The sequence below is a fragment of the Marinomonas pontica genome, from assembly GCF_026191375.1.
GTDB lineage: Bacteria > Pseudomonadota > Gammaproteobacteria > Pseudomonadales > Marinomonadaceae > Marinomonas > Marinomonas pontica.
The window spans coordinates 14,090-38,866 of the sequence record NZ_JAODTL010000036.1 but is presented as its reverse complement, the minus strand read 5'-3'; the positions used below and the strand labels follow the sequence as shown (position 1 = coordinate 38,866).

The window sequence follows — 24,777 nt, the reverse complement described above, 5'->3', positions numbered from 1 at the left end:
TTTCAAAATCTTCTTGTTATTTTACATTCAATAATGGGGGTTAAAGGGCTTGACGGTTTAACCATTGCCCAATCGTTAACATGGTTACACCAATTGGTTTCATCGCAGCCAGCTGCGTTAATACCGTCGTCTCGTCGATCAAATATGGCATTATCTGCTGATCCAAATCCTCGATTTGTTTGGCCAGCTCTGTTGGCAAACAGGCTTTTAATTGGGACATAGAATGACGGAACGGTTGCAGCAAGGCTTCATCTTTCATGAAAGACATGGCTTCCCAATACACTAACCAAACTTCATACCAGTAAGCCGCTAAGGTCATTTTGTTCGCCATATCCTGTGGCTTTTCTGGAAATTCGATTTGACCGTATTTCAGACGCACGCCTTTTTGCGCTTTAGACACCACGCTAACTTGAACTGGCACCTGTGTCGCCAATTGCAAAGCAAATTGGTATAAACCGACCTCATCACCTTCCTTCAATTCAAGCTCTAACTCACTGATTAAATCCTCACCGTAGGGCGATGTCACTTTACCTTGATCACACACCACTTCCATTTTGCTATCTTGGGTCTGTATGTTCCACACTTGGCGCTCAAAGTCAGTACGGTACACTTCAACAAGCTCATTGCTCCATGACATATCCTGCAACGGCTCAGGTAATGGCACCTCTTTCAGCAGCGCCAAATCTAATTGGTCATTTGGGAGAATCCATTCCCATTCACCGCGAGCATGCATGCCTATCCGATTACTTCCACGCGTTTTGACCGTTTGAATAAACGTGTTGTTCACAGCGCGAATACGCAGCGCCATACCGCCCTGCATCAAACTGGCGTTTTCGGTATCAAAATACGCATTCATTAACAGCAATGTGGGCTGACGGGATTGATCGTCGTTGTCTGATAATCGACAAAATTCGTCAAGAAAGTCACTTGCCGACTTGAGAAACTCAGACTGAACCATTAACTTAAGCTCTAGCTCGGTAGCCATAATATACGAACCTCTAAAACCTTTGCTGTTGAGCCAACAACAAAGAAAAATAATGTGCGAGCAAGTGTACCAGATGCCTAGCTTACAGTAGTAATATTAGGTAATTACTCCAAGGAGCATTCGTATGCCCGTTCTTCCCTCTCTTATCAGTATGATGTCACAACTCATTGCTTCGCCTTCTATCAGTTGTAGCCAAGCTCACTGGGATCAGTCAAATAAAGGCGTGATTCAGTTACTTGAAAGCTGGTTAAGCTCGCAAGGTTTCCAATGCGAAGTTATGCCACTACCGGACCAGCCGAACAAATTCAATTTGATCGCCACACTCGGAACGGGCGAGGGTGGATTGGTATTGGCAGGCCATACAGATACCGTGCCTTATGATAAAGGCCGCTGGCAATCTGACCCTTTTAAATTGGAAGAAAGAGACCAAAAGCTTTACGGATTGGGCAGCTGTGATATGAAGGGATTCTTTGCCATTGTGCTGGATACCGTTCGCCAAATGTCACTTTCTAAGGTGAAACAGCCGCTGATTATTCTGGCAACCGCAGATGAAGAAAGCTCCATGTCAGGAGCAAGAGCACTCGTAGACCAACAAAAGTTCAAAGCAAGATACGCCTTGATCGGTGAGCCTACGTCGTTAACACCTGTGTATGCCCACAAAGGCATCATGATGGAGCGAATCCAAGTCACAGGACAAGCTGGCCATTCTTCCAATCCATCACTTGGCAACAATGCACTCGATGCCATGCATGAAGTCATGTCAGAATTAATGGTGTTTCGTCAGCAGTTAAAAGCAAACTATCGCGATGCCAGTTTTGTGATCGACTACCCCACTATGAACTTTGGCTGCATTCATGGCGGTGACAACCCTAATCGGATCTGCGGTCGTTGCGAACTTGAGTTCGATTTACGCGCATTACCGGGTATGAGCAATCAATCGCTAATGGCCGAAATTGCTCAGATATTGCCTCGCATCGAAGAGAAAACAGGAACCATAATTCAGTTAAATTCGTTGTTTCCTGATGTTCCTTCTTTTTATACCTCCGTTGAATCGGATATCATTAAAGCGTGTGAGACATTAACCAAACGACAAGCCACCACCGTCGCTTTTGCTACCGAAGGGTCTTTCCTGAATCAAATGGGAATGGAAACCCTAATACTCGGGCCTGGTTCAATAGATCAAGCCCACCAGCCCAATGAATTTATGGCGCTGGATCAAATTCAACCGATGCAACAGGTAATTCGCGGTCTAATCGAGCGTTTTTGCCTTCAAACAAACGAGCCAAACAATGAGGAATAGCGTGCCTGAAGAATTTAATTATGTGGACTGGTTCCGCCATTCTTCCCCCTATATTAATGCCCATAGGGGAAAAACCTTCGTTATATTAATTCCGGGTGAGGCCGTAGAATGCGCTCACTTTTCAAGCATCATCCACGACCTCGCTTTGCTGGACTCGTTGGGTATTCGCTTGGTATTAGTACAAGGCGCACGTCCACAGATCAGCCGAGTATTAGCCAATCGACGTTTAGTCAGTCGCGTCGAAGACGATTATCGGGTGACGCCTCAAGACCAACTTCTGGACATCATTCAAGCATCGGCGGCCGTGAGAGTTCAGCTTGAAGCACAGCTTTCAATGGGGCTTTCCAATACTCCCATGGACGGAGCGAGGCTGAAAGTCTGCAGTGGCAACTACGTTATTGCTCGCCCACTGGGTGTTGTGGACGGTATTGATTACGGCCACACAGGTGAAGTTCGCCGCATCGATACCGAAGCCATCTTTCGCTTGTTAGAAGACGACAACATGGTGCTGTTACCACACCTTGGCTTTTCTCCTACCGGAGAAGTATTTAACCTCAAAAGCGAAGACGTAGCGATTCAGGCCGCTATTCAATTAAAAGCCGATAAACTCGTCATTTTTGCAGAAGAAGAAGGCGTATTTAAGAGCAACGGCGAACTGTACTCAGAACTACTAACCAGAGACGCTGAAGCGATTTTAAAAGAAAAGACACTGTCCACCATTACCCACGCCGCACTGGATGCATGCGTTCAAGCCGTAAGACAAGGCGTACCTCGTGCCCACCTCATTTCTTACAATGAAAATGGTGGCTTACTGCAAGAACTGTTCACCCGAGAAGGTTCTGGCACCATGATCGACGAAGACAGCTACGAGCAACTTCGTCCTGCCCACATTGATGATGTTGGCGGCATGATGGCGCTACTGTCACCACTGGAAGAAAAAGGCATTTTAGTGAGACGTTCTCGCGAATTATTAGAAAATGAAATAGACCGTTTTATCGTCATTGAGCGTGACGGCGCTATTGTTGCGTGTGCGGCGTTGTATCCGTTTGAACAAGAATACTCAGGGGAATTAGCGTGTCTGGCGGTATCACCCGACTACCGAGGATCAAACCGCGGAGAGCGCTTACTCAAGGGCATAGAGCAAGCCGCAAAACGCCTGAATCTCTCCATGCTGTTCCTGCTAACAACACGAACAGCACATTGGTTTATTGAACGAGGGTTCAGCGAAACCACATTAAGCAGCCTACCAACGAAAAAACAGGCACTTTACAATTATCAGCGAAACTCGAAGATATTCTCGAAACAGCTGTAACGTATCAATGTAGAAAGAGCTTTTCCATGCGACCCAGACAATTCGGTTCTGGGTCGTCATTTTGAACGCTTTAGACTCACTCTGCGCAACTCTCACAAGTTTTAAGCAAAAAAAGCGACCTATTGGCCGCTTTTTTCATATTTTATTATTACTCAATGATTTTGAACGGAATAAACATTGGGTAACCTTGTCTGATCACTCGCATTGGAACAGAACGGCCACTTGGAATGTCTTTAGCGATTCCCGTGAAATCCGCCACACCAGCAATGCGCTTGCCATTCAACATAGTAATCACATCACCTTGTTGTAGACCGTTGCGAGCCGCAGTACCACCGAGTACTTGTTCGATCACAACGCCACCATCAATCTCAAATTTTTTGGCCATGTCCGCAGGCACTTCACCCACGATCATTCCCAATCGATTTTGATCTTGCTGAGACTGAGCCATCATTTTAGGGTCTGTCGGGCGAGCATCCAATGTGACTGAAATGGTTTGCTCTTTACCGTCACGATACACGTTAGCTTTCACTTTATCGCCTGCTTTTAACTGCCCAACTATGTAAGGCAACTCCCCAGAGTGCGCAATCGATTCACCATTAAATTTGAGAATGATGTCGCCAGACTTAAGACCGGCTTTTTCAGCTGGGGAGTCGGGTAACACTCGGCTAACCAACGCGCCATTTGGACGATCTAGACCGAAAGACTCAGCAAGTTCATTGTTGACATCTTGAATCAATACCCCGAGCCATGCACGAGACACCTTACCATCACTCTTAAGCTGATCCACTACAGACATCGCTACTTTGGAAGGAATCGCAAAAGATACCCCCATGAAACCACCTGAGCGCGTATAGATCTGAGAGTTAATACCAACAACCTCGCCATCTAAGTTGAACAATGGGCCACCTGAGTTACCAGGGTTAATTGCCACGTCTGTTTGAATAAAAGGCACATAATTATCCGACGGCAAATTGCGGCCTGTTGCACTAACAATGCCCGCCGTTACCGTATAATCAAAGCCGAAAGGCGACCCTATTGCCAACACCCATTGACCGGGTTTTAGCTTATCAGAATCCCCCATTTTCACGATGGGCAAATCGTCGGCATCAATTTTAAGCAGCGCCAAATCCGTTCGTGGATCGGTACCGACTAACTTAGCCAAATACTCACGTCGATCATTCAAACGAACATGAATCACATCCGCACCATCGATCACATGATTATTGGTCAACACATAACCATCATGAGAAACAATAAAACCCGAACCCAATGAGTTACGTTGCCCTTGTTGTGGCGGTGATTGCTGACCGAAAGGTTGTTGGCCAAAGAAGTGTTTAAAGAACTCATTAAGCTCTTCACTGTTTGGCCCCAATTGCTGACCGCCTTCATTTGCGGTTTTTGTGGTCACAGTCTGTTCCGTACTGATATTCACAACAGCGGGGGACGCTTTTTCTACTAACTCGGTAAAGTCAGGCAAAGAAGCGGCATGAGAAAGCATTGAAGCCATCATAAACGTACTGATGACAACAGTGCCGGCGTGTTTAAGCAATCTGTTCATTGATTGGTCTCCTTAAGACTACCAAATTCATTACAGTGCCAGGTGAAGACGATTAGACGCTTATGGCGTCACAACCACAGGGATGTGACTGTCATTCAGCGATTCAATTCTTAAAATTTTGGGGTAATAATCAAGATTGTTCATTTCTTGCTGGGACTTGTTTCGTGCCAACCATAAACCACCAGCGAAACCAATAATAGAAAAAATAACCGCGATGCCAGACTCTCCTCCCCATATCGAAGGAATGATTGCCCCACCAACCAAACCCAATAAAGGGATCAGATACATCCAAATAGACGCTTGCAATAACGTATCTTCGGGAATTCCAACCACCACGTTCTGGCCGACTTTAACATTCAATGAATCGATGGCTTTCATGCGCATGCGGTTAGCCGATGACACTTGTGCGATGGCATGATGACCGCAGCCATGACGAGCACGGCAAGACGTGCAACTGCTGGTACGAATGGTTTCAACATCAGCAAAGCCATCTTCAATAGACAGCACTTTTCCAGTCTCTTCAATCATGCTCTGGCCTTGGCATAAATACGGTCATCAGTTTTTCAATGGTGAGTTCCGGTACTTCACCCACCATGGTTAACAAATACAATTGATCTTTTACTTTAATGCTACGCTCGCCAGCAATGGTTGCCCCCATGTTCAAAATAGACATGGCTTTGGCCTTCATGGTTGGTTCAATAAACACAGACACAGTGGTCATACCGTCTGATAAAAGCAGCATACTGGTTCCGTGGTTCAGCGATCTGGCCTCTGGCCACACCAATGAAAACCCCTCTGGCAACCAATCAAATTGCCAAAGATTTTTAACCCGTCTTGGCTGAGCTTCTACAACAGGCTCAGCGTAACTACCCTCTTTTGGGACAAAGTCTTCCTGTTTCAAGTCCGGTGCAAAATTAACCGATGTAAATTGGATACGCTCTAATAATTGGCCATCCACTTTCATCATGTCATGCTTCAACAGAAAATGGTTTTTCTCGTCCAACCAAAATTCATGCCCATAACGATACTGATCTTTTGGCACTAACTTAACCGCCACGACATTACGACCCGCAATACGGCTAATTTGTGAACCCACAACCATGTCATAACCTTTCAGCAGACGCTCACTTTCTACATTTTTAAAGCGTTTAAAGGGCGGCATCAATGGCGAACGCATATTGGCTACATGAGCATTTGGATAAACACAAATAATCTTATTGTCGATCCGCAAGACTTCCACTTTGTCGCCATCTAAATCGACCAAACTTTCGTATTCCACACCGTCCATTAAGTCATGACGCACACGCATACTATTCATGTTCATCGCTTCTGAATGCACAAAAACACCGTCATAGCGCAACGTCGAAAACGACTGAGTCATATTTCTCAACAAATGCAGCGCATCAGGAGCAGCGCCATTGGCGAAACTTGCTCCCGACATAATAAAGCACAGCACCGTGAAAAAAATATGTAATGGTGAAAACGATTTCATACGTTACTCTTTGATTGGATAACTAACGACACGAGCCATTGGAATCATCCCTTGACCAACGGTCATTGAGGCTTGCTCGGCGTGTTGTCGCAAATAGTTTTGCAATCTAAGGTTATCTATCTGCAACCCACCTTTGTCCAACGCTTCAAGCGGCGTCACGACACCATTTATGACTGGTGCTCGCACTTCAGCTACAACATTCTGTGGAGCGGAATCCGGCGTTAAATACGCATTTCCCGCAAAAATAACAACAAACGTCACACTCGCCGCTACCGCAACACTAGACAGTGCCACACGCCAGACAGACCGAACTGGCTGTTCTTCCGCTATCGGGTAAACAAAAGGCAACACATTATGGCCCGTTGCGTCCGCGGGTGTATCGCCAAAAGAAGCATCAACATCCAGATCCGCACGAATCCGCGACACTAGGCTGTCGCCCAGTCCCACTTCAACGCGCGAATCCTTATGAAGAGCCTGCTGAATCAAATGAAAACTTTCTAGCTGTCGACTAATTTCCGCACGGTCTGCGTGTAATAAGCACTCTAAATCTTGTTCTGTTGCTTCGCCATCAAACATAGCGGATAAGCTAGGAAGCCTTTCTGCTGCGGTGCTGTCCTCTCGAATACCCTGACTTTCTGGGGAGTCATGATTTTCTGAAAAACCATCATTTAAAGCTGTCATCTTTATTCTCCTGTCTCCATCAAGGGGCGTATGTGTTTTTCAACGGCCTCTCGTGCGCGAAAAATACGTGAGCGAACCGTCCCGACAGGGCAGTCCATAATCAACGAAATATCTTCGTAGCTCATACCATCAAATTCTCGTAACGTTAGTGCGCTTCGAAGTTCTTCTGGTAACTGTTGAATCGCATGATGAATCGCTTGTTCTAAGCGGTCACTGTTGAGTTTCGCTTCTGGCGTATCGATATCACCCAACGCTTCATACACACTAAAAACATCTTCATTATCCAGCTCAACATCGGACTCAGGCGGACGACGAGAGCGGCTTACTAGGTAGTTTTTAGCGGTATTTACCGCGATTCGATACAACCAAGTATAAAAAGCACTTTCTCCTCGAAAGCTCCCAATAGCACGATACGCTTTGATAAAACTCTCTTGAGCTACGTCTAATACTTCACTTCTATCCTGTACATAACGCCCAATTAAACCGATGACTTTATATTGATATTTAACAACAAGCAGATCGAAAGCTCGCTTATCACCTTGTTGTACTCTTTCAACTAACGCCTGATCGGAAGACGTTTCGTGCTGCATAGGCACCTCATGTAAAAACCTCGATTCATCTGCGCCCTTGCACACTACAAGAGAAGACAACATTCAATTCAGCGAGTTCCATTTAACAACAAATCATTTGTTGAACGAAGTCACACCGTTACTCACGCAAAAATATGATGAATATTCAAAATGCGCACTCAGAAAGTATTCACTATTTACGGACAACAATAGTAACATTAATTTTTTAGTCATAATTAGATCAAAATAATGAGCCGACACTACAAACACGACATTGTCATCATTGGCGCAGGGGCAGCAGGACTCACACTTGCGCTTGAACTAGCCGACCAACATAGCGTGGCGATATTGACAAAAGCCGACATTCGCGAAGGATCCACGCTGTATGCTCAAGGCGGTGTCGCGGCCGTATTATCTGATAAAGACACCATAGACTCACACATAAGCGACACCATCGACGCGGGCGTCGAATTGGGCGATCCTGATGCGATTCGATTTACCGTTGAACACTCAAAAGAAAGCATAGATTGGCTTATTGACCAAGGCGTGCCTTTTACCCGTTACGGCGAAAGTGAAGAATACCACCTAACCAAAGAAGGCGGTCACAGTCATCGACGCATTATTCACAGCGCTGACGCCACAGGCTTGGCCATCTCGAAAACACTGATCAGGAATGCCACAAATCACCCAAACATCGACTTTTTCCCTGATCGTGTTGCCATCGATGTGGTCACCACAAAGAAGTTAGGGCTAACCGGCCCAAACAAAGCCGTTGGTGTCTACGCTTTGAACCTAGACGATGACGTTATTGAAGTTTTTCATGGCGGTTTTGTCTCTTTGGCTTGTGGTGGTAGTAGCAAAGTTTACCTCTACACCAGCAACCCAGACACCGCGTCTGGCGATGGTATCGCAATGGCGTGGCGTGCGGGTTGTCGAGTTGCCAATATGGAATTTAACCAATTCCATCCAACCTGCCTTTACGACGCGAAAGCAAAAACCTTTTTGATTTCAGAAGCAGTTCGAGGTGAAGGCGGCAAACTGCTGTTGCCCGATGGCACTCGATTCATGGCAAAGTTTGATAAACGAGAAGAACTGGCTCCGCGGGACATTGTTGCGCGCGCCATTGACCATGAAATGAAACGTTTGGGTATTCATCATGTTTTGCTGGATATTTCTCACAAGGATCCAGAGTTCATCAAAGAACATTTTCCTACGATTTATAAACGCTGCTTAGAGTATGGTCACGACATGACAAAAGGGCCTATCCCTGTTGTTCCTGCTGCGCACTACACTTGCGGCGGAGTGGTTGTGAATCGTAACAGTGCGACCGATATCGACCACCTTTACGCCATTGGCGAGACGGCGTACACCGGACTTCATGGTGCGAATCGTCTGGCCAGTAATTCGTTATTAGAATGCATTGTTTTTGCTCGATCAGCCGCACGACACATAACCGAAAATCACACAGAAGCAACGGATGTGGCCATACCCGACTGGGACGAAAGTAAAGTAACGGACTCTGATGAAGACGTGGTTATTACTCACAACTGGCAAGAGCTTCGACGCTTTATGTGGGATTACGTAGGCATAGTAAGAACGGACAAGCGCCTGTTGCGCGCGAAGCACCGAGTCGATTTGCTATTGTCTGAAATACAAGAATTTTACGCCAATTATAAAATTTCGAATGACTTATTAGAATTGCGCAATCTGGCCATGGTGGCGGATTTGATCATTCGCTCTGCTATGTCGAGAAAAGAAAGTCGAGGACTGCATTTTACCTTGGACTACCCAGAAAAGCAGACCACCAGCGCTCCCACTATACTCACACCGAAACACTCCGTTTAATCGGCAGATCGATAACGTTTTCTTGCTTCTTCACTGCGGTGCAACAACATTTGTTGTGCTGCAAAAGAGCGCAATGTTCGATAGGCCTGTTCATTCAAACTGTCTCGATAAATCACTCGATAGCTAGGCCAAAACCGATCCAATAGACGTGACTCTCTTGGCTGTTTGGCTATGAGTTGCACTGCATTAATACGAATGAACTGCAGCTTTTTATATTGACCTCGCACCAAAATAAACGCGCCTTGCTCATCAATGCCGACTTGGGGTGATGATTGACGAAACAAGTGAAACAAAACAGCAACGCCAATGCCTCCCACGCCCAAATACAACAATGCCCGCCAAAAAGCGGGCATCCAAAACAGCTGCAGTAACGCTAAACCGACCATGACCCAAAAAAGCCACAACCCGAAGGCGATCCACGAGACATTAAGCTCGGTAGTTTTCAGGCTGAACACGAGACAAAATAATATTAACAATGTGGGCGTGATCTGGATTTTCTGGCACTTCGCTCTGCATAAACCATGGAAACAGATCTTGGTCTTCACAGGTTAGCAAATTCGAAAAGCGCTGTTTGTCTTCTTCATCCAGCGTTAAATACACATCTGCCAAAAAAGGCTCTAGCAAGACATCAAGCTCCAACATGCCACGGCGGCACTGCATTTTAAGACGTTTAAAGCTAATAGATTCTGTGGTTTCGATCATCATTCAACCCTTTAAATAGAATCCCGCCATTATAGCCATTTCTCACAAAAAAACGAAAATGCCACAAGATGAATGGCTGACATTTGTCACCTAAAACCTTATTAGACAAAGAGATAACTCAAATCACCCCACATCAAAAGAGTATTATATTGACTCAATTTCTATCAATTGACTAAAAATGAAACAAAATAGTACAGTTATTGGCGTTTTATGTATTAACAGGTCAATTATCACATAGCCTATATTAATGATCACTTGATAATCAATTATCAAGAATTAGGTACGACTATAAAAACAAAGAAACTCCAAACTGGGGGAAACCTATGAAACGCCTTACCAAAAATACCCTAACTTATGCGGTATCTATCGCTGCAGCAATGACCGCTGCTAGCGCCTTCTCAGCAACACAAATCACTGTGGCTACCGTGAACAACGGACACATGATCGAAATGCAAAAATTGACACCAGAATTTGAAAAAGCCAACCCTGGCATCAAGGTGAAATGGGTGACTTTGGAAGAAGGTGTACTACGTCAAAACGTAACTCAAGATATCGCCAACAAAAGTGGTCTTTATGATGTGATGACGATCGGTATGTACGAAGCGCCAATCTGGGGTGAACGTGGTTGGTTACAAGCCGTAGACACAAGTGGCAATTACGACGAGAAAGACATTCTACCGTCCATTCGCGGTGGCCTTTCTTACAATGGCACTATGTATGCGGCACCATTCTACGGCGAAAGCTCTATGGTGATGTATCGTAAAGACCTAGTAAAAGCCGCAGGCATGGAAATCAATGACCGCGACAGCTGGGAACACATTCGTGATGTCGCTGCCGCAGTCAACAATCCTGAAAAAGGCATTTACGGTATTTGTCTTCGTGGTAAAGCAGGCTGGGGCGACAACATGGCATTCATGACCGCCATGGCAAACTCTTTCGGTGCGCGTTGGTTTGACGAAGGTTGGAAACCACAACTGCAAACATCCGAATGGAAAGATGCAGTGAATTTCTACGTTGACTTGTTAACGAAATACGGCCCTCCAGGTTCAAGCAGCAACAGCTTTAACGAAAACCTCGCATTGTTTAACGAAGGTAAATGCGGCATGTGGATTGACGCCACCATTGCAGCGTCTTTCGTAACCGATCCTAAGCAAAGTAAAGTCGCAGACAAAGTAGGCTTCGCTCAATCACCGTACGCAGTGACTGAAAAAGGCGCGAACTGGCTTTGGGCTTGGGCATTAGGCATTCCTGCCGCAACGAAAAATGCCGATGCGGCGCAAAAATTCGTTCGTTGGGCAACGTCTAAGGAATACATCCAGCTAGTTGGTAAAAACAATGGTTGGGCAGCCGTTCCGACGGGAACTCGTGCCAGTACTTACGCAAACCCTAAATTCCAAAAAGCGGCCGTTTTTGCTGACGCGGAATTAAAAGCGATCAACTCTGCTAATCCAAACGACAGCACACTAAAACCGTCGCCATACGTGGGCGTTCAGTTTGCTGCCATTCCTGAGTTCCAAGCAATTGGTACAACAACAGGACAAATGATTTCAGGTGCATTGTCTGGCTCTATGACCGTCGACCAAGCCTTGAAATCTGCCAACATCTCAGCAGACCGTCAAATGCGTCAAGCAGGTTACTACTAGCCTCATGTGACACAGAAATAGGGCTTCGTGCCCTATTTCTACTTTTGATTCGCTCTGCATAGAGCAACACCCTGCTTATAATAAGAGAAACTCACCATGAAGCGCTCAATCACTCGCTTATTAATGGCGCCATCAGTCATCATGCTTTTGGTTTGGATGATCATTCCATTATCCATGACCATTTATTTTTCTACCATTCGTTACAACTTATTGTATCCAGGCCAGAATAACTTCGTTGGCTGGATGAACTTTGAGTTCTTTATTACTGACCCAGGCTTTATTCCAGCCGTCTCCAACACACTCATTTTATTGTTGTCTGTGTTAATCATCACGGTGGTGCTGGGCGTAATGCTTTCCGCCTTGATTGATAAACCTTTTTTTGGCCAAGGCATTGTTAGAGTACTGCTCATTTCGCCATTTTTTATTATGCCAACGGTAAACGCCCTAATTTGGAAAAACATGATGATGAATCCGGTCTATGGCATTTTTGCTTGGATCTCTGAATCATTAGGTTTTGAACCGATAGATTGGCTGTCCAGCTATCCATTGATGTCCGTCATTATCATGGTCAGTTGGCAATGGTTGCCTTTCGCGATACTAGTATTTGTAACGGCACTGCAATCTCAAGATACCGAGCAAAAAGAAGCCGCTCAAATGGATGGTGCAACAGGCTGGCATATCTTCCGTTACCTAACCATTCCGCATCTGGCGCGCCCAATTGCAGTGGTCGTGATGATAGAAACTATTTTCTTGCTGGCGGTTTTCGCTGAGATATTTGTCTCTACAGGCGGCGGCCCAGGTTATGACAGTACTAACCTAGCGTACCTAATTTATAACCAAGCTCTTCTTCAATATGACGTGGGTGTGGCATCCGCAGGTGGCTTATTTGCCGTCTTGCTAGCCAATATCGTTGCCTTCTTCTTAATTCGTGCCGTCGGCAAAAACTTAACGGTATAAGGTGAATACGATGACTCTTAATCAACAGCGTAAACTCAAAACCTTTCTGACCGGCTTATTCGCTTGGACAGTGGCATTGGTGCTTTTCTTCCCTATTTTTTGGATGTTTATCACCTCATTTAAAACAGAATTACAGGCGATCTCGGTTCCCCCGTCTCTATTCTTTGAACCGACACTGGATAACTTCCGAATTGTTCAAGAACGCAGTGATTACATTCACCATGCGTGGAACTCCGTCGTCACCTCTTTTGGTTCGACCATCATTGCCTTGATCATCGCGATTCCTGCGGCGTACTCCATGGCATTTTTTCCGGGCAAGAAAACCAAAGACATTTTGCTTTGGATGCTCTCAACCAAAATGCTACCAGCAGTAGGCGTATTGGTCCCTATTTACATCTTATGTCGCGACTATGGATTACTGGATTCTAAAACCGCATTGGTGATCATTTTTACCTTAATGAATTTGCCGATCATTGTTTGGATGCTGTTTTCTTACTTCAAGGATTTACCAAAAGAAATTCTAGAAGCCGCAAGAATGGATGGAGCCACACCATGGGATGAAGTGGTCAAAGTGGTTCTACCACTGTCTGTGGGCGCCATTTCTTCCACTGCGCTTTTGTCTATCGTGCTGTGCTGGAACGAAGCCTTTTGGTCTTTGAACTTAACCGCCTCCGACGCCGCGCCGTTAACCGCGATGATTGCCTCGTACTCAAGCCCTGAAGGATTGTTCTGGGCGAAATTATCCGCCGCATCCACGCTTGCTTGTGCGCCAATCGTCATTTTCGGTTGGTTCTGTCAAAAACAATTGGTCCAAGGCCTGACATTCGGCGCCGTAAAATAATTATTAGGAAGTTTTTATGTCTTATTTAGCGATCACAGAGTTACAGAAACATTATGACAACTACCATGCACTTCGCGGCATCAACCTTTCTATCACCGAAGGCGAATTCGTCGTATTCGTTGGCCCATCTGGCTGTGGCAAATCCACACTGCTACGCACCATTGCGGGACTTGAATCCAGCACGGGTGGCACTATTGAACTAGACGGTCGCGACATCACTGAGCTGGCCTCATCAAAACGTGATTTGGCGATGGTGTTCCAGTCTTACGCGCTTTACCCGCACATGACGGTTGCTGACAACCTGTCTTTTGCTTTGCGCCTCGCCAAAGTGTCTGACGCTGAAATTCAAGAGAAAGTACGCTCAGTGTCTGCGTCATTACAACTTGACGCGCTGCTAGAGCGTAAACCGAAAGAGTTATCAGGCGGGCAGCGTCAACGTGTTGCCATTGGTCGCGCTATCGTTCGTCAACCTAAAGTGTTCTTGTTCGACGAGCCATTATCAAACCTAGACGCCGCACTTCGTGTACAAATGCGATTAGAGCTAGCACGCCTTCATAAAAAGCTTGGCACAACCATGATCTACGTAACGCACGATCAGGTGGAAGCCATGACACTTGCGGACCGCGTGGTCATTTTGAATGCAGGTCAGATCGAACAAGTAGGCACACCGCTGGAACTTTATCGCCAGCCAAACAGCCGCTTTGTGGCCGAATTTATCGGCACACCAAAAATGAACCTCATCGCTGCCAATAAATTGGTTCGCCATGAAGACAGTCTGGCCATCGACCTTTTAGGGCAAAACATCATGTTCCCTGTGAACCGTCTAAAAGGGCCTTTACCAGAGTCGGTGATTGTTGGCATTCGTCCTGAGCACATGACATTGGTGGATCAGGGTGGTGATATTTCTGGTCGTATCGAATTAGTGGAGCATTTAGGTTCCGAAGCTTACGCGCACATTCAGTTGTCTAGCGACCAAACCATCATCGTAAAAGCACCGGCACGCAGCGAACTAAAAGATGGTCAAGAAGTCAGCATCAACATTGATGTGTCAGAAGTGATCTTGTTTAACGAAAGCGATCGCGTGATTTCTGTTATTCCAGAGGAAGCATAACATGGCCAATTTTCTTCATGCTTCGGCAAACACGGCGCAACTTTCAGCCCAGGATTACTCCAAAGAAGAGATTCAGGCAGGCATTGTTCACCTTGGTGTAGGCGCCTTTCATCGTGCTCACCAAGCCGTTTATGTAGACCGACTTTTGGCTCATAGCAGCCAGAAAAAATGGGGCATCATTGGCGTCAATATCCGCCCACAAGACAGTCAGGCCTTTGCTCGCTTTATCGAGCAAGACGGCGAGTACGTGTTAAAAACCATGGCAGCGGATGGTGAAACGCATTACGAACACATTCGCTCGATTGTTCAGCAAATTGATGGCGCGCAAGCGCCTGAAAAAGTCGACGCGGCGCTTGCCGATGCAAACACTCAACTCGTCACATCGACCGTAACCGAAGGCGGTTATTACCTAGATGAAAATCGCCGTTTGATCCTTGAACACCCTGCAATAAAAGCAGACATCGAAGGCGCTCGCAATACGCTTTATGCTTTCTTGTATGCGGGTCTGAAACAGCGCAGCGAAACCTCAAACGCCAAAATCACGTTATTATGTTGTGATAATTTACGTCATAACGGCGAGCTACTCGAAACGGGATTGATGCAATTTTTGGCCGCGAAAAATGACGCTGAGTTAGCAAAGTGGGTCGCTCAGAACGTCTCTTTCCCTTGCTCTATGGTCGACCGAATCACCCCAAAACCTAGTCAACAACATGTTGATGATGTGCGAGAAAAATTCGCTATCGATGACAAAATGACGGTCATGGGAGAAGATTTCATTCAATGGGTTGTGGAAGACAATTTTGCGGGTGACAAACCAGCCCTTGATCTCGTCGGCGTACAATTTGTCGATAAAGTAGACCCATTTGAAGAAGCCAAAATTCGCATCTTAAACGCGGGTCATACCTGCGTCACCTATCAAGCGGCACTGAAAGGCTTAACCTACTTTGACGAAGCCATGCGCGATGAAGAACTGAAGCAGTACTTTACGGATTTCATTCTGCAAGATTCGATTCCTGCCATTGGTGACTCAGTAGTTGATCTGCCTGCGTATTTCAAGATTATTGCGCAGCGATTTAGCAACGCAAACATTGGCGATACCGTAGAACGCATTTGCACCGATGGTTACGCAAAATTCCCTATTTTTGTGTTTCCAACGCTAGAAGGCGTTTACAAAAAAGGTCGCACGCCGACAAAAACAATCCAAGGCATTGCAAGCTGGTTTACCTTCATGCAGCTGTCAGCTCAAGGTAAAGTCGCAACCCCTTACCACGAGCCAAATAAAGCCTCTCTGGCTGGTTTTACCAATGACGACGAAGGCATTCGTGCGTTTGCAACAGACCGCTTTTTATGGGGCACGGTTCCAACAGAACACCCAGATTTTGTCGTCCAGCTAACACAAGCCATTCAGACAAACATGGAAAAATATGCTTAGATAATACGGTAATCTAACTCAAGAAATCATCGCGTTTGACCCACGTCTACTCTATGATTTCTTGAGTGACTTCAAAAAATAAGAATACAAAGCAGCCTAGACACAGCCATATTGTGCTACTGCTTGAGCGAGACCAATATGCCAAATACCGCCAAACGCATCACGCCTGAATATGAAATTGTCCAAGACAATGAAACCATTCGATATTTAGAACATGGGCACCCAAGTGACCTTATTCGTTGGCACGCACACGATGACTACGAATTGCACTTCATCGTCGCAACGTCGGGCAAAGTTTTTGTTGGGGATTACATTGGCAACTATTCTCCCGGACAACTGATCTTAACAGGGCCGAGACTCCCTCATAATTGGATTTGCCAAGACGACCAACAAGTTGTCAAACTCAGAGACATGGTGATTCGCTTTGACCACGAGTCGTTTTCTAACGGCATGAAGATCATCCCTGAGCTGGCTGAAATTCTCCCTATGTTAGCGCGAGCAAAATCGGGCATAGAGTTTTTTGATTTGGACCATGAATATCTAAAGGACATTTTTAGAAAAGTACGTGATTCCAGCGGCTTATCTAGACTCATCATTTCCCTACCCTTATTACAGAAATTAGCCCATAGCCGTAGTTATCGCTTACTATCAACAGTACAAATTGACCTAAAGTCCAACGAAACACTGCAACGTAAAATCAATACCGTGGTCGATTACGTCTCACAAAACTACAACCAAGACATCACGCTGTCGAGCGTTGCCAGCCTAATCGGTATGTCAGACAGTCACTTTTCACGCTTTTTCAAAAAAGCGACCGGCAACCGTTTTATTGAATTTGTAAACCGCGTGCGAGTTAGCCGTGCTTGCAGTTTATTAACGGAAACAGACCAGCAGATTGCAACCATTTGTTTTCAAGTCGGTTTTAATAATGTGGCAAATTTCAATCGTCGTTTTCACGAACTAAAAGGCGTCACACCTCGGGACTTCCGTTCTCAAAGCAATATTCACATGGAAGGCGTTGCGCCCGTTTCATAAGGCCATCTAAGTAAGTGAAAAAAAGAATACTAAAGCGCCGCTAAACACCAATGGTTTAGCGGCGCTTTTTTATTTAAGACGACAACTGCGCCAAGGCGTCATTCAAACCTTTGGTCGCCTGATACACGGCCTGGTAAAGCGCATACTTATGTTCATAATAAGACGCTTGAACACCATTTGGTTCATGCACTTCCAACACCTCAGGTAACGTACAATATTCTGCAATCAGCGCTTCGATCTCTTTCCCTTGGCTCTGTTGTTCACCCAGCAAAGCCAACCTTGCCGCCCCCAGTCCTGGCCCCACATCGCCGCCATCTCGATAAATAAGCCGCTTATTCAAGACATTAGCAATAATCTGACGCCACATTGCTGAACGCGCACCACCCCCTATCAAAGACAGCTCGTCGACGTAACTGCCTGCACTGTCGAGCGCGTTTTGACAGTCTAATAAAGAGAACGCAACACCTTCTAAAATAGCCAAGGTCATCGCAGGCGTATTGGTTGTGTTGGTTAAACCAACAAACTGACCGTTTGCCAACGGATCGTTGTGCGGTGTGCGCTCTCCGCTCAGATAAGGCAAAAACAGTACATTGGTTTGTGTCAGTTCACTGTCTTCCAGTGCATCCAATAATTCAGCAACCGATTTGTCCACCAGCTTAGCAAACCAAGACAATGAATTGGCTGCGCTCAAAGTGACCCCCATCTGATGCCAGCGATTGGGCAACGCATGACAAAAAGCGTGCACAGTATTAAGAGGGTTGGCTTTGTGAGATTCACTGACGGTGAAGTACACGCCAGAAGTGCCTAACGAAATAAAACCTTGCCCAGGGTTAGTAATACCCATCCCGACGGCACCGGCCGCGTTATCTCCCGCCCCAGCAACCAACGGCAACTGAGGAAGCCCAAGTAGTTTTGCCGCAGAATCAGACAATACACCAATCAGATCACACCCTTCATATACGATGGGCATATGGGCTTGTGTTAGCCCCGTTGCGGCCAACAGAGTATCGTCCCATTGACGTGTTTGTGGGTTCAACCAAAGCGTGCCCGCCGCATCCGAGCAATCAGACGACATTAGCCCTGTTAAGCGATACGCTAGGTAATCTTTTGGAAGCAGCACAAAGGCAAGTTGATCAAAAATTTCCGGTTCATTCTCTTGCACCCAACGTATTTTAGGTGCGGTAAAGCCTGGCATCGCCAAGTTACCAGAACGCTCTATTAATTCAGGAAATTGCGCCATTAATGATGCGCATTGAGCTTGACTACGGCCATCATTCCATAAGATACAAGGACGCAATACCTCACCCTGTTTATTCAGTAACGTCGCTCCATGCATTTGGCCTGACAATCCCAAGGCTTTTAATTTACTCAAATCTAAGCGCTGCTGCAGCTGCTGAATCACGTCGATACACGCCTGCCACCATGACTCAGGATCTTGTTCAGACCATGTTGCATGAGGCGATGTTACGACCAAAGAAACGGATTCTTGCGCAAGTACGTTGCCATCGTCGTCGATAACAACCCCTTTTAACCCTGAGGTTCCGAGATCTAGACCTAAATACATTTTGTTACTCATTTCATCAAATATTTGTGGTTTGTTTTGTTTTTTTATATGGCATGCTATAACCAATTAAACCGTACTTTTCCATACTCGAAACAATAGCGATAAGAGTCAATATAATTTGAAGAATTGGCCTTTTTAGTACAATCAGAGAATAAAAATGGTTAGTTTAGGTGATTTCGTAGGATCACATTCTCATTTTAGAATGTGATTTTTTACATACAGTTTCAAAGGTAGAACGTAAATTTAATGCAATGGTTAAATAGTTTTTTTGTTACCCAGATAGATCACAACCAACTCGCCATGGGTAACTACAACTACCTACTTGTTCTTCTGTCTATCTTTTTGGCTGCTAGTGCTTCTTTTTTTGCCTTACATTTCGCGTCGATTGCACAACATATTGTCATCCAAAAATACAAAACTATCGCCTTGGTGTCTGGCGCTTTCATTATGGCGGGCGGCATCTGGAGTATGCATTTTGTTGGCATGCTCGCATTTAATATGGGGCATGGGGTTTCTTACGACCCTTTACTGACTGCCATCTCGTTAATTCCTGCCGTCATTGCATCCTATTTAACGTTAAAGAGGCTCATCAAACCCCATTTAAGCCTCTGGGAACTTTTCGTTAACGGCGTACTTGTCGGAGGCGGGATTGGCGCCATGCATTACGTTGGTATGGAAGCGATGCAAATGGACGTTGATTTACGATACGATCCGACTTGGTTCATACTGTCTATTGTTATCGCAGTCGTGTTGGCATTCATCGCTCTATCCACGCAGTACTACGTTAGAAAAATCTGGACTGGACTGGACCCTAAAATCGTCAGCTTGATCAGCGCCCTTATCATGGGGTCTGCCATTGCGGGGATGCATTACGCAGGCATGGCTGGCGCGCGATTCATTTCTTCAGGGGACATGACCATGTCCCACATGCAAGAAAACACCAACGATTACATCTCATTTGTCGTCGCTACCATCACCTTATTGCTGTCGATTTTAGCCGCCAATATTGCTTCCCAGCTACGCTACCGTCAATTATTGCAAGAAAAAACAGCCAGTGAACAACGCCTGAAAACCACATTGGACACGGCCGTTGATGGCATTATCACTATCGATAGCCACGGTATTATTAAAGAATTCAACAACGCGGCTACCGCTATTTTTGGTTGGGAAGAAGAAGACATTATTAATCAATCGTTTGGTGTCTTATTCCCTCAGAAATACGTGGATGAATTTACGCTGTCTTTAAAAAAATTCCGTGACACAGGAGAGGTCAGCCTAACCGGAACGGATCGTGAAGTATGCGCAGTCAATAAAGATGGCCACGTGTTCCCGATTCGCCTGGGCATTGGCCGTGTCGATATTAAAAATGAGGAAACGCTGTTTGTTGGCTTTATCACAGACATTTCTACCCGAAAAGCACTCGAAGAAACCATCAAGAAAAGTGAAAAGCAATACAGCTCGCTTATCAAAAATATTCCAGGCGCCTCTTTTCGTTGTCTGATGGACGAGCATTGGACAACCTTATTTGTCAGTGATGCCATTCACGAAGTATCAGGTTGGGAAACCACAGACTTTTATAACAAAACGATTTCCTTCGCCAGATTGGTTCATCCTGAAGACATTGACGCCTGTACACTGGCCATCAATCTCGCCGCCAGCGAGCGCAAGACTTACAAGATTGAATACCGTTTACAGCATAAAGAAGGACACTATGTTTGGGTATTGGAAAATGGCTCGGTTATTCATGCCGAAGACGGTACACCGGAGTGGATTGATGGCGTTATTTTAGACATTTCACAACGTGTAAAAATGGAAGACGAGCTACGCTTAGCAAAAGTAAAAGCAGAAGCCTCAGCCGAAAGTAAAGCCTCTTTCCTCGCAAACATGAGCCACGAAATACGCACCCCAATGAACGCCATCATTGGTTTTTCTGACGTCTTGTTAGAATCTGATATCTCTGGTGACAACAAACAACACCTCGTTACTATCAGTAAATCGGCGCGCTCTTTGTTGCACTTGCTGAACGACATACTCGACAGTGCCAAGCTGGAAAAAAACAAACTCGAATTAGACATGCGAGCTTTTTTATTGGCCAACATGGTCGATACCGTCATATCTACTCTCTGGCTTCAGGCAAGAAGCAAAGGCTTGGAGCTCAATTTCCAAATTGAACCTGAAGTCGCAAACGCATATTTGGGGGCTGAAGACAGAATCCGACAAGTTTTGATGAACATTTTGGGTAATGCCATCAAATTTACCGAGAAGGGAAATGTGACGTTAACCGTATCAAAACAACCCAACGGCCATATTCGCTTTATTGTTCAGGATACCGGGATTGGCATACCTAAAGAACGCTTAGACAGTATTTTTGATCCATTCACCCAAGCCGATGCGTCCATGAGTCGCCGTTTTGGCGGTACCGGGTTGGGCACCAGCATTTCAAAACAGCTAGTCACCTTGATGGGCGGTCACATTTTTGTAGAAAGTGACATGGGCATTGGTAGCCGCTTTGTTTTCGATTTACCGCTAAAAGAATCAAACCATCAACCGCAACAAAAAACGGCGCAGGTTTCGACAATTTCGCCTAAGAAAATTTTGCTAGCTGACGACGTAGAACAAAACTTAACGCTGTTGACATTATTACTCAAGCGCTATGGGCACGCGATTTTCTTTGCAAAAGATGGCCTCACGGCCGTAGAACAATTCAAGTCCATTAAGCCGGACATCATTCTAATGGACATTCAAATGCCCAACATGGATGGTTTAACTGCCACGCAAATCATTCGTAGCTATGAAAAAGAAAACGGCTTAGAGCACACTCCGATCATCGCATTAACGGCAAACGTACTGATAGAAGACAAGTTAGACGCGCAACAAGCAGGGATGGACGGCTTTGCTAATAAGCCAATCGATATACAAGTATTAATAGGGGAAATGGCAAGAGTCCTAAATGAAGCGCCTGTGGAACTAGAGCCGCTAGGGCCCGACATCACGTCCCAAAGTCATCAAGACTTACAAATTCACATAAAGAAAGGACTTTCTTTATGGGGTGATATGTCTATCTACCTTAATGAACTGTCTACTTTTGCCACACAAAATACCAGCCTAAGCGAAAAACTGTCTTTGCTTTTGTCCAGTCAAGATTACACTCAACTTCACGCCTTAGCACACGCCGTAAAAGGCACCTCCGGTAACTTGGCAATGATTCCGATATCAAACACTATGGCGGTTATCGAGCGTACAGCAGAGACGAAAGACGACCAACATTGCCAAAGTCATGTTCAAATACTAAAAACGCAACTCGCGCTTTTTCTAGAAGAACTTCAGCAGCTTATTGAAAACAACCAAACAGCCGACGACGTCAATGCCCCGGCAACGCACACTGTGCTGACAAATGACAGGCTATTATCGTTATTAGACACACTTATTAGCGCGGCCGAATCCTATGAAGTTGATGACGATACGATCGATCAACTGGTCGCTGGCGCTCCTAAAGAGCAAAAAGCACAAGCAATCGAAATCAGCCAATCCATTACTAACTTTGATTTTGACCACGCCGTCGTATGTCTACACAACTTAAAAGCACAGCTTTTGCAGGAGGCAAATGCATGAGAATCGGAACGAAACCCGCCCCTCGCATCCTATTAGTTGACGATGAACCATCCAATTTAAGAGTACTTAGGCAAGTCCTGCAGGCCGCCAGATACCGATTGTCCTTTGCTCGCTCAGGGCAAGATGCGCTCAAGCTCGTGGAAAAAGAAGCGGTCGACCTCATTTTACTCGACATCATGATGCCAGAAATGACTGGCCTCGAAGTCTGTAAGCGTCTAAAACAAAACCCCAAAACCGCGCACATTCCAGTGATTTTTGTCACCGCATTAAAAGACAGTGTGGACGAAGAAAAAGGCTTTGAAATTGGTGCGGTGGACTACATTGTAAAACCCATTGTGCCCGCTATCGTGCTGGCCAGGGTAAAAACTCACCTTTCATTGATACGGGCGGATGAGCTGCTAAATACCCACATCGATCTAATACAAAGACTGGGGCGCGCGGCCGAATACAAAGACAATGAAACGGGGATGCATGTTCAGCGCATGAGCCGCTATGCCAAAGTTATTGCACTGGCGTATGGTTTTTGTGAAGAATCTGCCGATGACTTAATGATGGCCGCTCCGATGCACGACATCGGGAAAATCGGGATCGCTGACAATATTCTTCTAAAGCCCGGAAAGCTTACCGCAGAAGAATACGAGGTGATGAAGACACACGCGCAGATCGGCGCCGAGATTCTGTCAGACCCAAGTTCTCATTTGATTGAACTGGCTCATTCAGTTGCCATTACCCACCATGAAAAATGGGATGGCACGGGGTATCCTAACGGCCTAGTGGGTGAAGAGATTCCAATAGAAGGCCGGATTGTGGCATTAGTCGATGTGTTTGATGCGCTGACCAGTGAGCGCCCATACAAAAAAGCGTGGTCAACCGAAGAAGCAATAAACTACATTCAAGAGCAGAGTGGGAAACACTTTGACCCTGCGCTTCCTCCCTTACTCCTGCAAGAATTACCCAAACTACTGGACATCAAAGCCAAGTTCGCAGAAACAATGAAAAAATAAAATCATTCTCACTTGTCTATTGAAAATGCAAAAATAGCCATTACAAATAAGCCACACTTATAGAATGCAATGCGCATTTTTGCTCACTCTACCTATGGAACGCTTTATGACTTCGCTTCAAGATATTATAAACCCAATACTGCTAAACAATGATGTCGTCGTCAAACAGCAACATTTGGGCGTTTTACGGGTAACAGGTGTGGACGCTAAGAAATTTCTCCAAGGGCAAATTACCTGTGACATTAATAAGTTAACACCAGACTCTGGACTTTATGGCGCTATTTGCAGCATCAAAGGCCGTATTATTACGAACTTTTATCTGGTGCAATATAATGAAGACATTTTGATGCTGATGGCAAAAGACCTAGTCGAAAAAACCACATTGCACCTAAAAAAATACGCGGTTTTTTTCAAGACTGAGCTCATCGACACCCAAGATAAGATGACGGTTTATGCTTCTTTTTCAGCACAAAATGAAGCTCAGCCTTCCAACCATCCTGAACGGTTCGATACGACACAAAGTAAAAATGGCGTCACTCTTACACTGTGCCAAAAACCGTTAGTCATGCAATGGCACATCGTCGAATCAGAGTCAGCAAACCTCACAGAACAAAATGCTCACTTATCTGCTCTGTCCATTCTTGACGCTCGACCTTTAATTTATCTAGAACAAAGTGAAACCATTCTTCCGCAATGGCTAAACATGCAAAGCACAGGGGGAATCAGTTTCACTAAAGGCTGTTACACGGGGCAGGAGATCGTGGCGCGCATGCAGTATAAAGGGAAGTCCAAAAAACAATTGGCTTTGGTGACCTGGGACGGATTGCTCGATACAACAAAAGATATTACCGATGCGCAAGGGAAAAGTGTCGGCCAAGTTTTTGCGGTCGCCGCTATCCAATCGACCCACTTTGCTCAAATTATTTTAAACATCGAGCCAAACGAAACAGAAACACTCTCGTTAGACAACCACGTCGTCACATTACTTCCGCTTCCCTACTCACTGGAGACTAAGAAGTAGAAACGCGAACTATACCGCTCATTTTTCACTAGAGTTATAGCTTCTATGGAAAAACCATAGCGCAATATAAGGCCTATGGTTTTTCACTTTTTAAAAGGGATAAACCCTTTAAA

Annotated in this window: 21 protein-coding genes; 12 read left to right on the top strand and 9 right to left on the bottom strand. The window is 45.5% G+C overall.

From position 1 onward, the window contains the following. Window positions 1-40: 40 nt before the first annotated feature. Window positions 41-985, bottom strand: coding sequence for a CYTH domain-containing protein (locus N5P32_RS08780; RefSeq protein ID WP_265728713.1), 945 nt, complete (start codon window positions 983-985; stop codon window positions 41-43). Window positions 986-1,109: 124 nt separating this feature from the next. Here N5P32_RS08780 and argE point away from each other — a divergent pair, with 124 nt between their 5' ends. After that, the gene (gene argE / locus N5P32_RS08775) at window positions 1,110-2,285 is read left to right on the top strand and encodes an acetylornithine deacetylase (RefSeq protein WP_265728712.1); all 1,176 of its coding nucleotides are present in this window, start codon (window positions 1,110-1,112) and stop codon (window positions 2,283-2,285) included. Further along, window positions 2,275-3,597: an amino-acid N-acetyltransferase gene (gene argA / locus N5P32_RS08770; protein ID WP_265728711.1), complete on the top strand. Its 1,323-nt coding sequence runs from the start codon at window positions 2,275-2,277 to the stop codon at window positions 3,595-3,597. Before argE ends, argA begins: the two co-directional genes overlap by 11 nt. Before the next feature lie 148 nt (window positions 3,598-3,745). Here argA and N5P32_RS08765 read toward each other — a convergent pair whose 3' ends face one another. From N5P32_RS08765 to rpoE, 5 genes are read right to left on the bottom strand one after another with little or no spacing between them, the layout of a single operon-like run. Continuing rightward, window positions 3,746-5,155 (bottom strand): DegQ family serine endoprotease, encoded by a 1,410-nt coding sequence (locus N5P32_RS08765; RefSeq protein WP_265728710.1) that lies wholly within the window; start codon window positions 5,153-5,155, stop codon window positions 3,746-3,748. Between the two features lie 60 nt (window positions 5,156-5,215). After that, complete coding sequence (locus N5P32_RS08760; RefSeq protein ID WP_265728709.1) at window positions 5,216-5,683, bottom strand: SoxR reducing system RseC family protein; 468 nt, start codon at window positions 5,681-5,683, stop codon at window positions 5,216-5,218. Beyond that, complete coding sequence (locus tag N5P32_RS08755; protein WP_265728708.1) at window positions 5,676-6,647, bottom strand: MucB/RseB C-terminal domain-containing protein; 972 nt, start codon at window positions 6,645-6,647, stop codon at window positions 5,676-5,678. The genes N5P32_RS08760 and N5P32_RS08755 overlap by 8 nt, the downstream gene beginning before the upstream one ends. A 3-nt stretch (window positions 6,648-6,650) precedes the next feature. After that, window positions 6,651-7,328, bottom strand: a complete 678-nt coding sequence (locus tag N5P32_RS08750; RefSeq protein ID WP_265728707.1) for a sigma-E factor negative regulatory protein — start codon at window positions 7,326-7,328, stop codon at window positions 6,651-6,653. Between the two features lie 2 nt (window positions 7,329-7,330). After that, on the bottom strand, window positions 7,331-7,918 hold the full coding sequence (rpoE, locus tag N5P32_RS08745) for an RNA polymerase sigma factor RpoE (RefSeq protein ID WP_265728706.1): 588 nt from the start codon (window positions 7,916-7,918) through the stop codon (window positions 7,331-7,333). Window positions 7,919-8,146: 228 nt separating this feature from the next. On the opposite strand from rpoE, the gene nadB reads away from it, so the two are divergent. Beyond that, window positions 8,147-9,742: an L-aspartate oxidase gene (gene nadB, locus N5P32_RS08740; protein ID WP_265728705.1), complete on the top strand. Its 1,596-nt coding sequence runs from the start codon at window positions 8,147-8,149 to the stop codon at window positions 9,740-9,742. On the opposite strand, the gene N5P32_RS08735 is transcribed toward nadB, so the two are convergent. Together N5P32_RS08735 and N5P32_RS08730 are read right to left on the bottom strand one after the other, a co-directional pair. Beyond that, entirely contained in the window at window positions 9,739-10,146 is a 408-nt protein-coding gene (locus tag N5P32_RS08735; protein ID WP_265728704.1) for a hypothetical protein, read from the bottom strand. The two genes, nadB and N5P32_RS08735, sit on opposite strands and share 4 nt — an antisense overlap. 22 nt (window positions 10,147-10,168) lie before the next feature. After that, window positions 10,169-10,444 (bottom strand): FAD assembly factor SdhE, encoded by a 276-nt coding sequence (locus N5P32_RS08730; protein ID WP_265728731.1) that lies wholly within the window; start codon window positions 10,442-10,444, stop codon window positions 10,169-10,171. 323 nt (window positions 10,445-10,767) lie between these two features. Between N5P32_RS08730 and N5P32_RS08725 the strand changes: the two genes are divergently transcribed. The 6 genes from N5P32_RS08725 to N5P32_RS08700 all read left to right on the top strand — a co-directional run bounded on the left by N5P32_RS08725 (window position 10,768) and on the right by N5P32_RS08700 (window position 17,463). Continuing rightward, the gene (locus tag N5P32_RS08725; RefSeq protein ID WP_265728703.1) at window positions 10,768-12,087 is read left to right on the top strand and encodes an ABC transporter substrate-binding protein; all 1,320 of its coding nucleotides are present in this window, start codon (window positions 10,768-10,770) and stop codon (window positions 12,085-12,087) included. Window positions 12,088-12,183: 96 nt separating this feature from the next. Beyond that, the gene (locus tag N5P32_RS08720) at window positions 12,184-13,044 is read left to right on the top strand and encodes a carbohydrate ABC transporter permease (RefSeq protein WP_265728702.1); all 861 of its coding nucleotides are present in this window, start codon (window positions 12,184-12,186) and stop codon (window positions 13,042-13,044) included. 10 nt (window positions 13,045-13,054) lie between these two features. Further along, window positions 13,055-13,885, top strand: a complete 831-nt coding sequence (locus N5P32_RS08715) for a carbohydrate ABC transporter permease (RefSeq protein ID WP_265728701.1) — start codon at window positions 13,055-13,057, stop codon at window positions 13,883-13,885. 16 nt (window positions 13,886-13,901) lie between these two features. After that, the gene (locus tag N5P32_RS08710) at window positions 13,902-14,996 is read left to right on the top strand and encodes an ABC transporter ATP-binding protein (RefSeq protein ID WP_265728700.1); all 1,095 of its coding nucleotides are present in this window, start codon (window positions 13,902-13,904) and stop codon (window positions 14,994-14,996) included. A 1-nt stretch (window position 14,997) separates the two neighbouring features. Then, window positions 14,998-16,428 carry a mannitol dehydrogenase family protein gene (locus N5P32_RS08705; RefSeq protein WP_265728699.1) on the top strand — a complete coding sequence of 477 codons (1,431 nt, stop codon included), beginning with the start codon at window positions 14,998-15,000 and terminating at the stop codon, window positions 16,426-16,428. Between the two features lie 138 nt (window positions 16,429-16,566). Beyond that, window positions 16,567-17,463 (top strand): helix-turn-helix domain-containing protein, encoded by an 897-nt coding sequence (locus N5P32_RS08700; protein ID WP_265728698.1) that lies wholly within the window; start codon window positions 16,567-16,569, stop codon window positions 17,461-17,463. Between the two features lie 73 nt (window positions 17,464-17,536). Here the strand turns inward: N5P32_RS08700 and xylB are convergent, their stop codons facing one another. Then, window positions 17,537-19,027, bottom strand: coding sequence for a xylulokinase (xylB, locus tag N5P32_RS08695; RefSeq protein ID WP_265728697.1), 1,491 nt, complete (start codon window positions 19,025-19,027; stop codon window positions 17,537-17,539). Window positions 19,028-19,273: 246 nt separating this feature from the next. On the opposite strand from xylB, the gene N5P32_RS08690 reads away from it, so the two are divergent. The 3 genes from N5P32_RS08690 (at window position 19,274) to ygfZ (ending at window position 24,664) form a co-directional block, all read left to right on the top strand. Next, window positions 19,274-22,639 carry a PAS domain S-box protein gene (locus tag N5P32_RS08690; RefSeq protein WP_265728696.1) on the top strand — a complete coding sequence of 1,122 codons (3,366 nt, stop codon included), beginning with the start codon at window positions 19,274-19,276 and terminating at the stop codon, window positions 22,637-22,639. Further along, window positions 22,636-23,643, top strand: a complete 1,008-nt coding sequence (locus tag N5P32_RS08685; protein WP_265728695.1) for a response regulator — start codon at window positions 22,636-22,638, stop codon at window positions 23,641-23,643. The genes N5P32_RS08690 and N5P32_RS08685 overlap by 4 nt, the downstream gene beginning before the upstream one ends. Window positions 23,644-23,749: 106 nt before the next feature. Beyond that, the gene (gene ygfZ, locus N5P32_RS08680; protein WP_265728694.1) at window positions 23,750-24,664 is read left to right on the top strand and encodes a CAF17-like 4Fe-4S cluster assembly/insertion protein YgfZ; all 915 of its coding nucleotides are present in this window, start codon (window positions 23,750-23,752) and stop codon (window positions 24,662-24,664) included. Window positions 24,665-24,777: the final 113 nt, after the last annotated feature.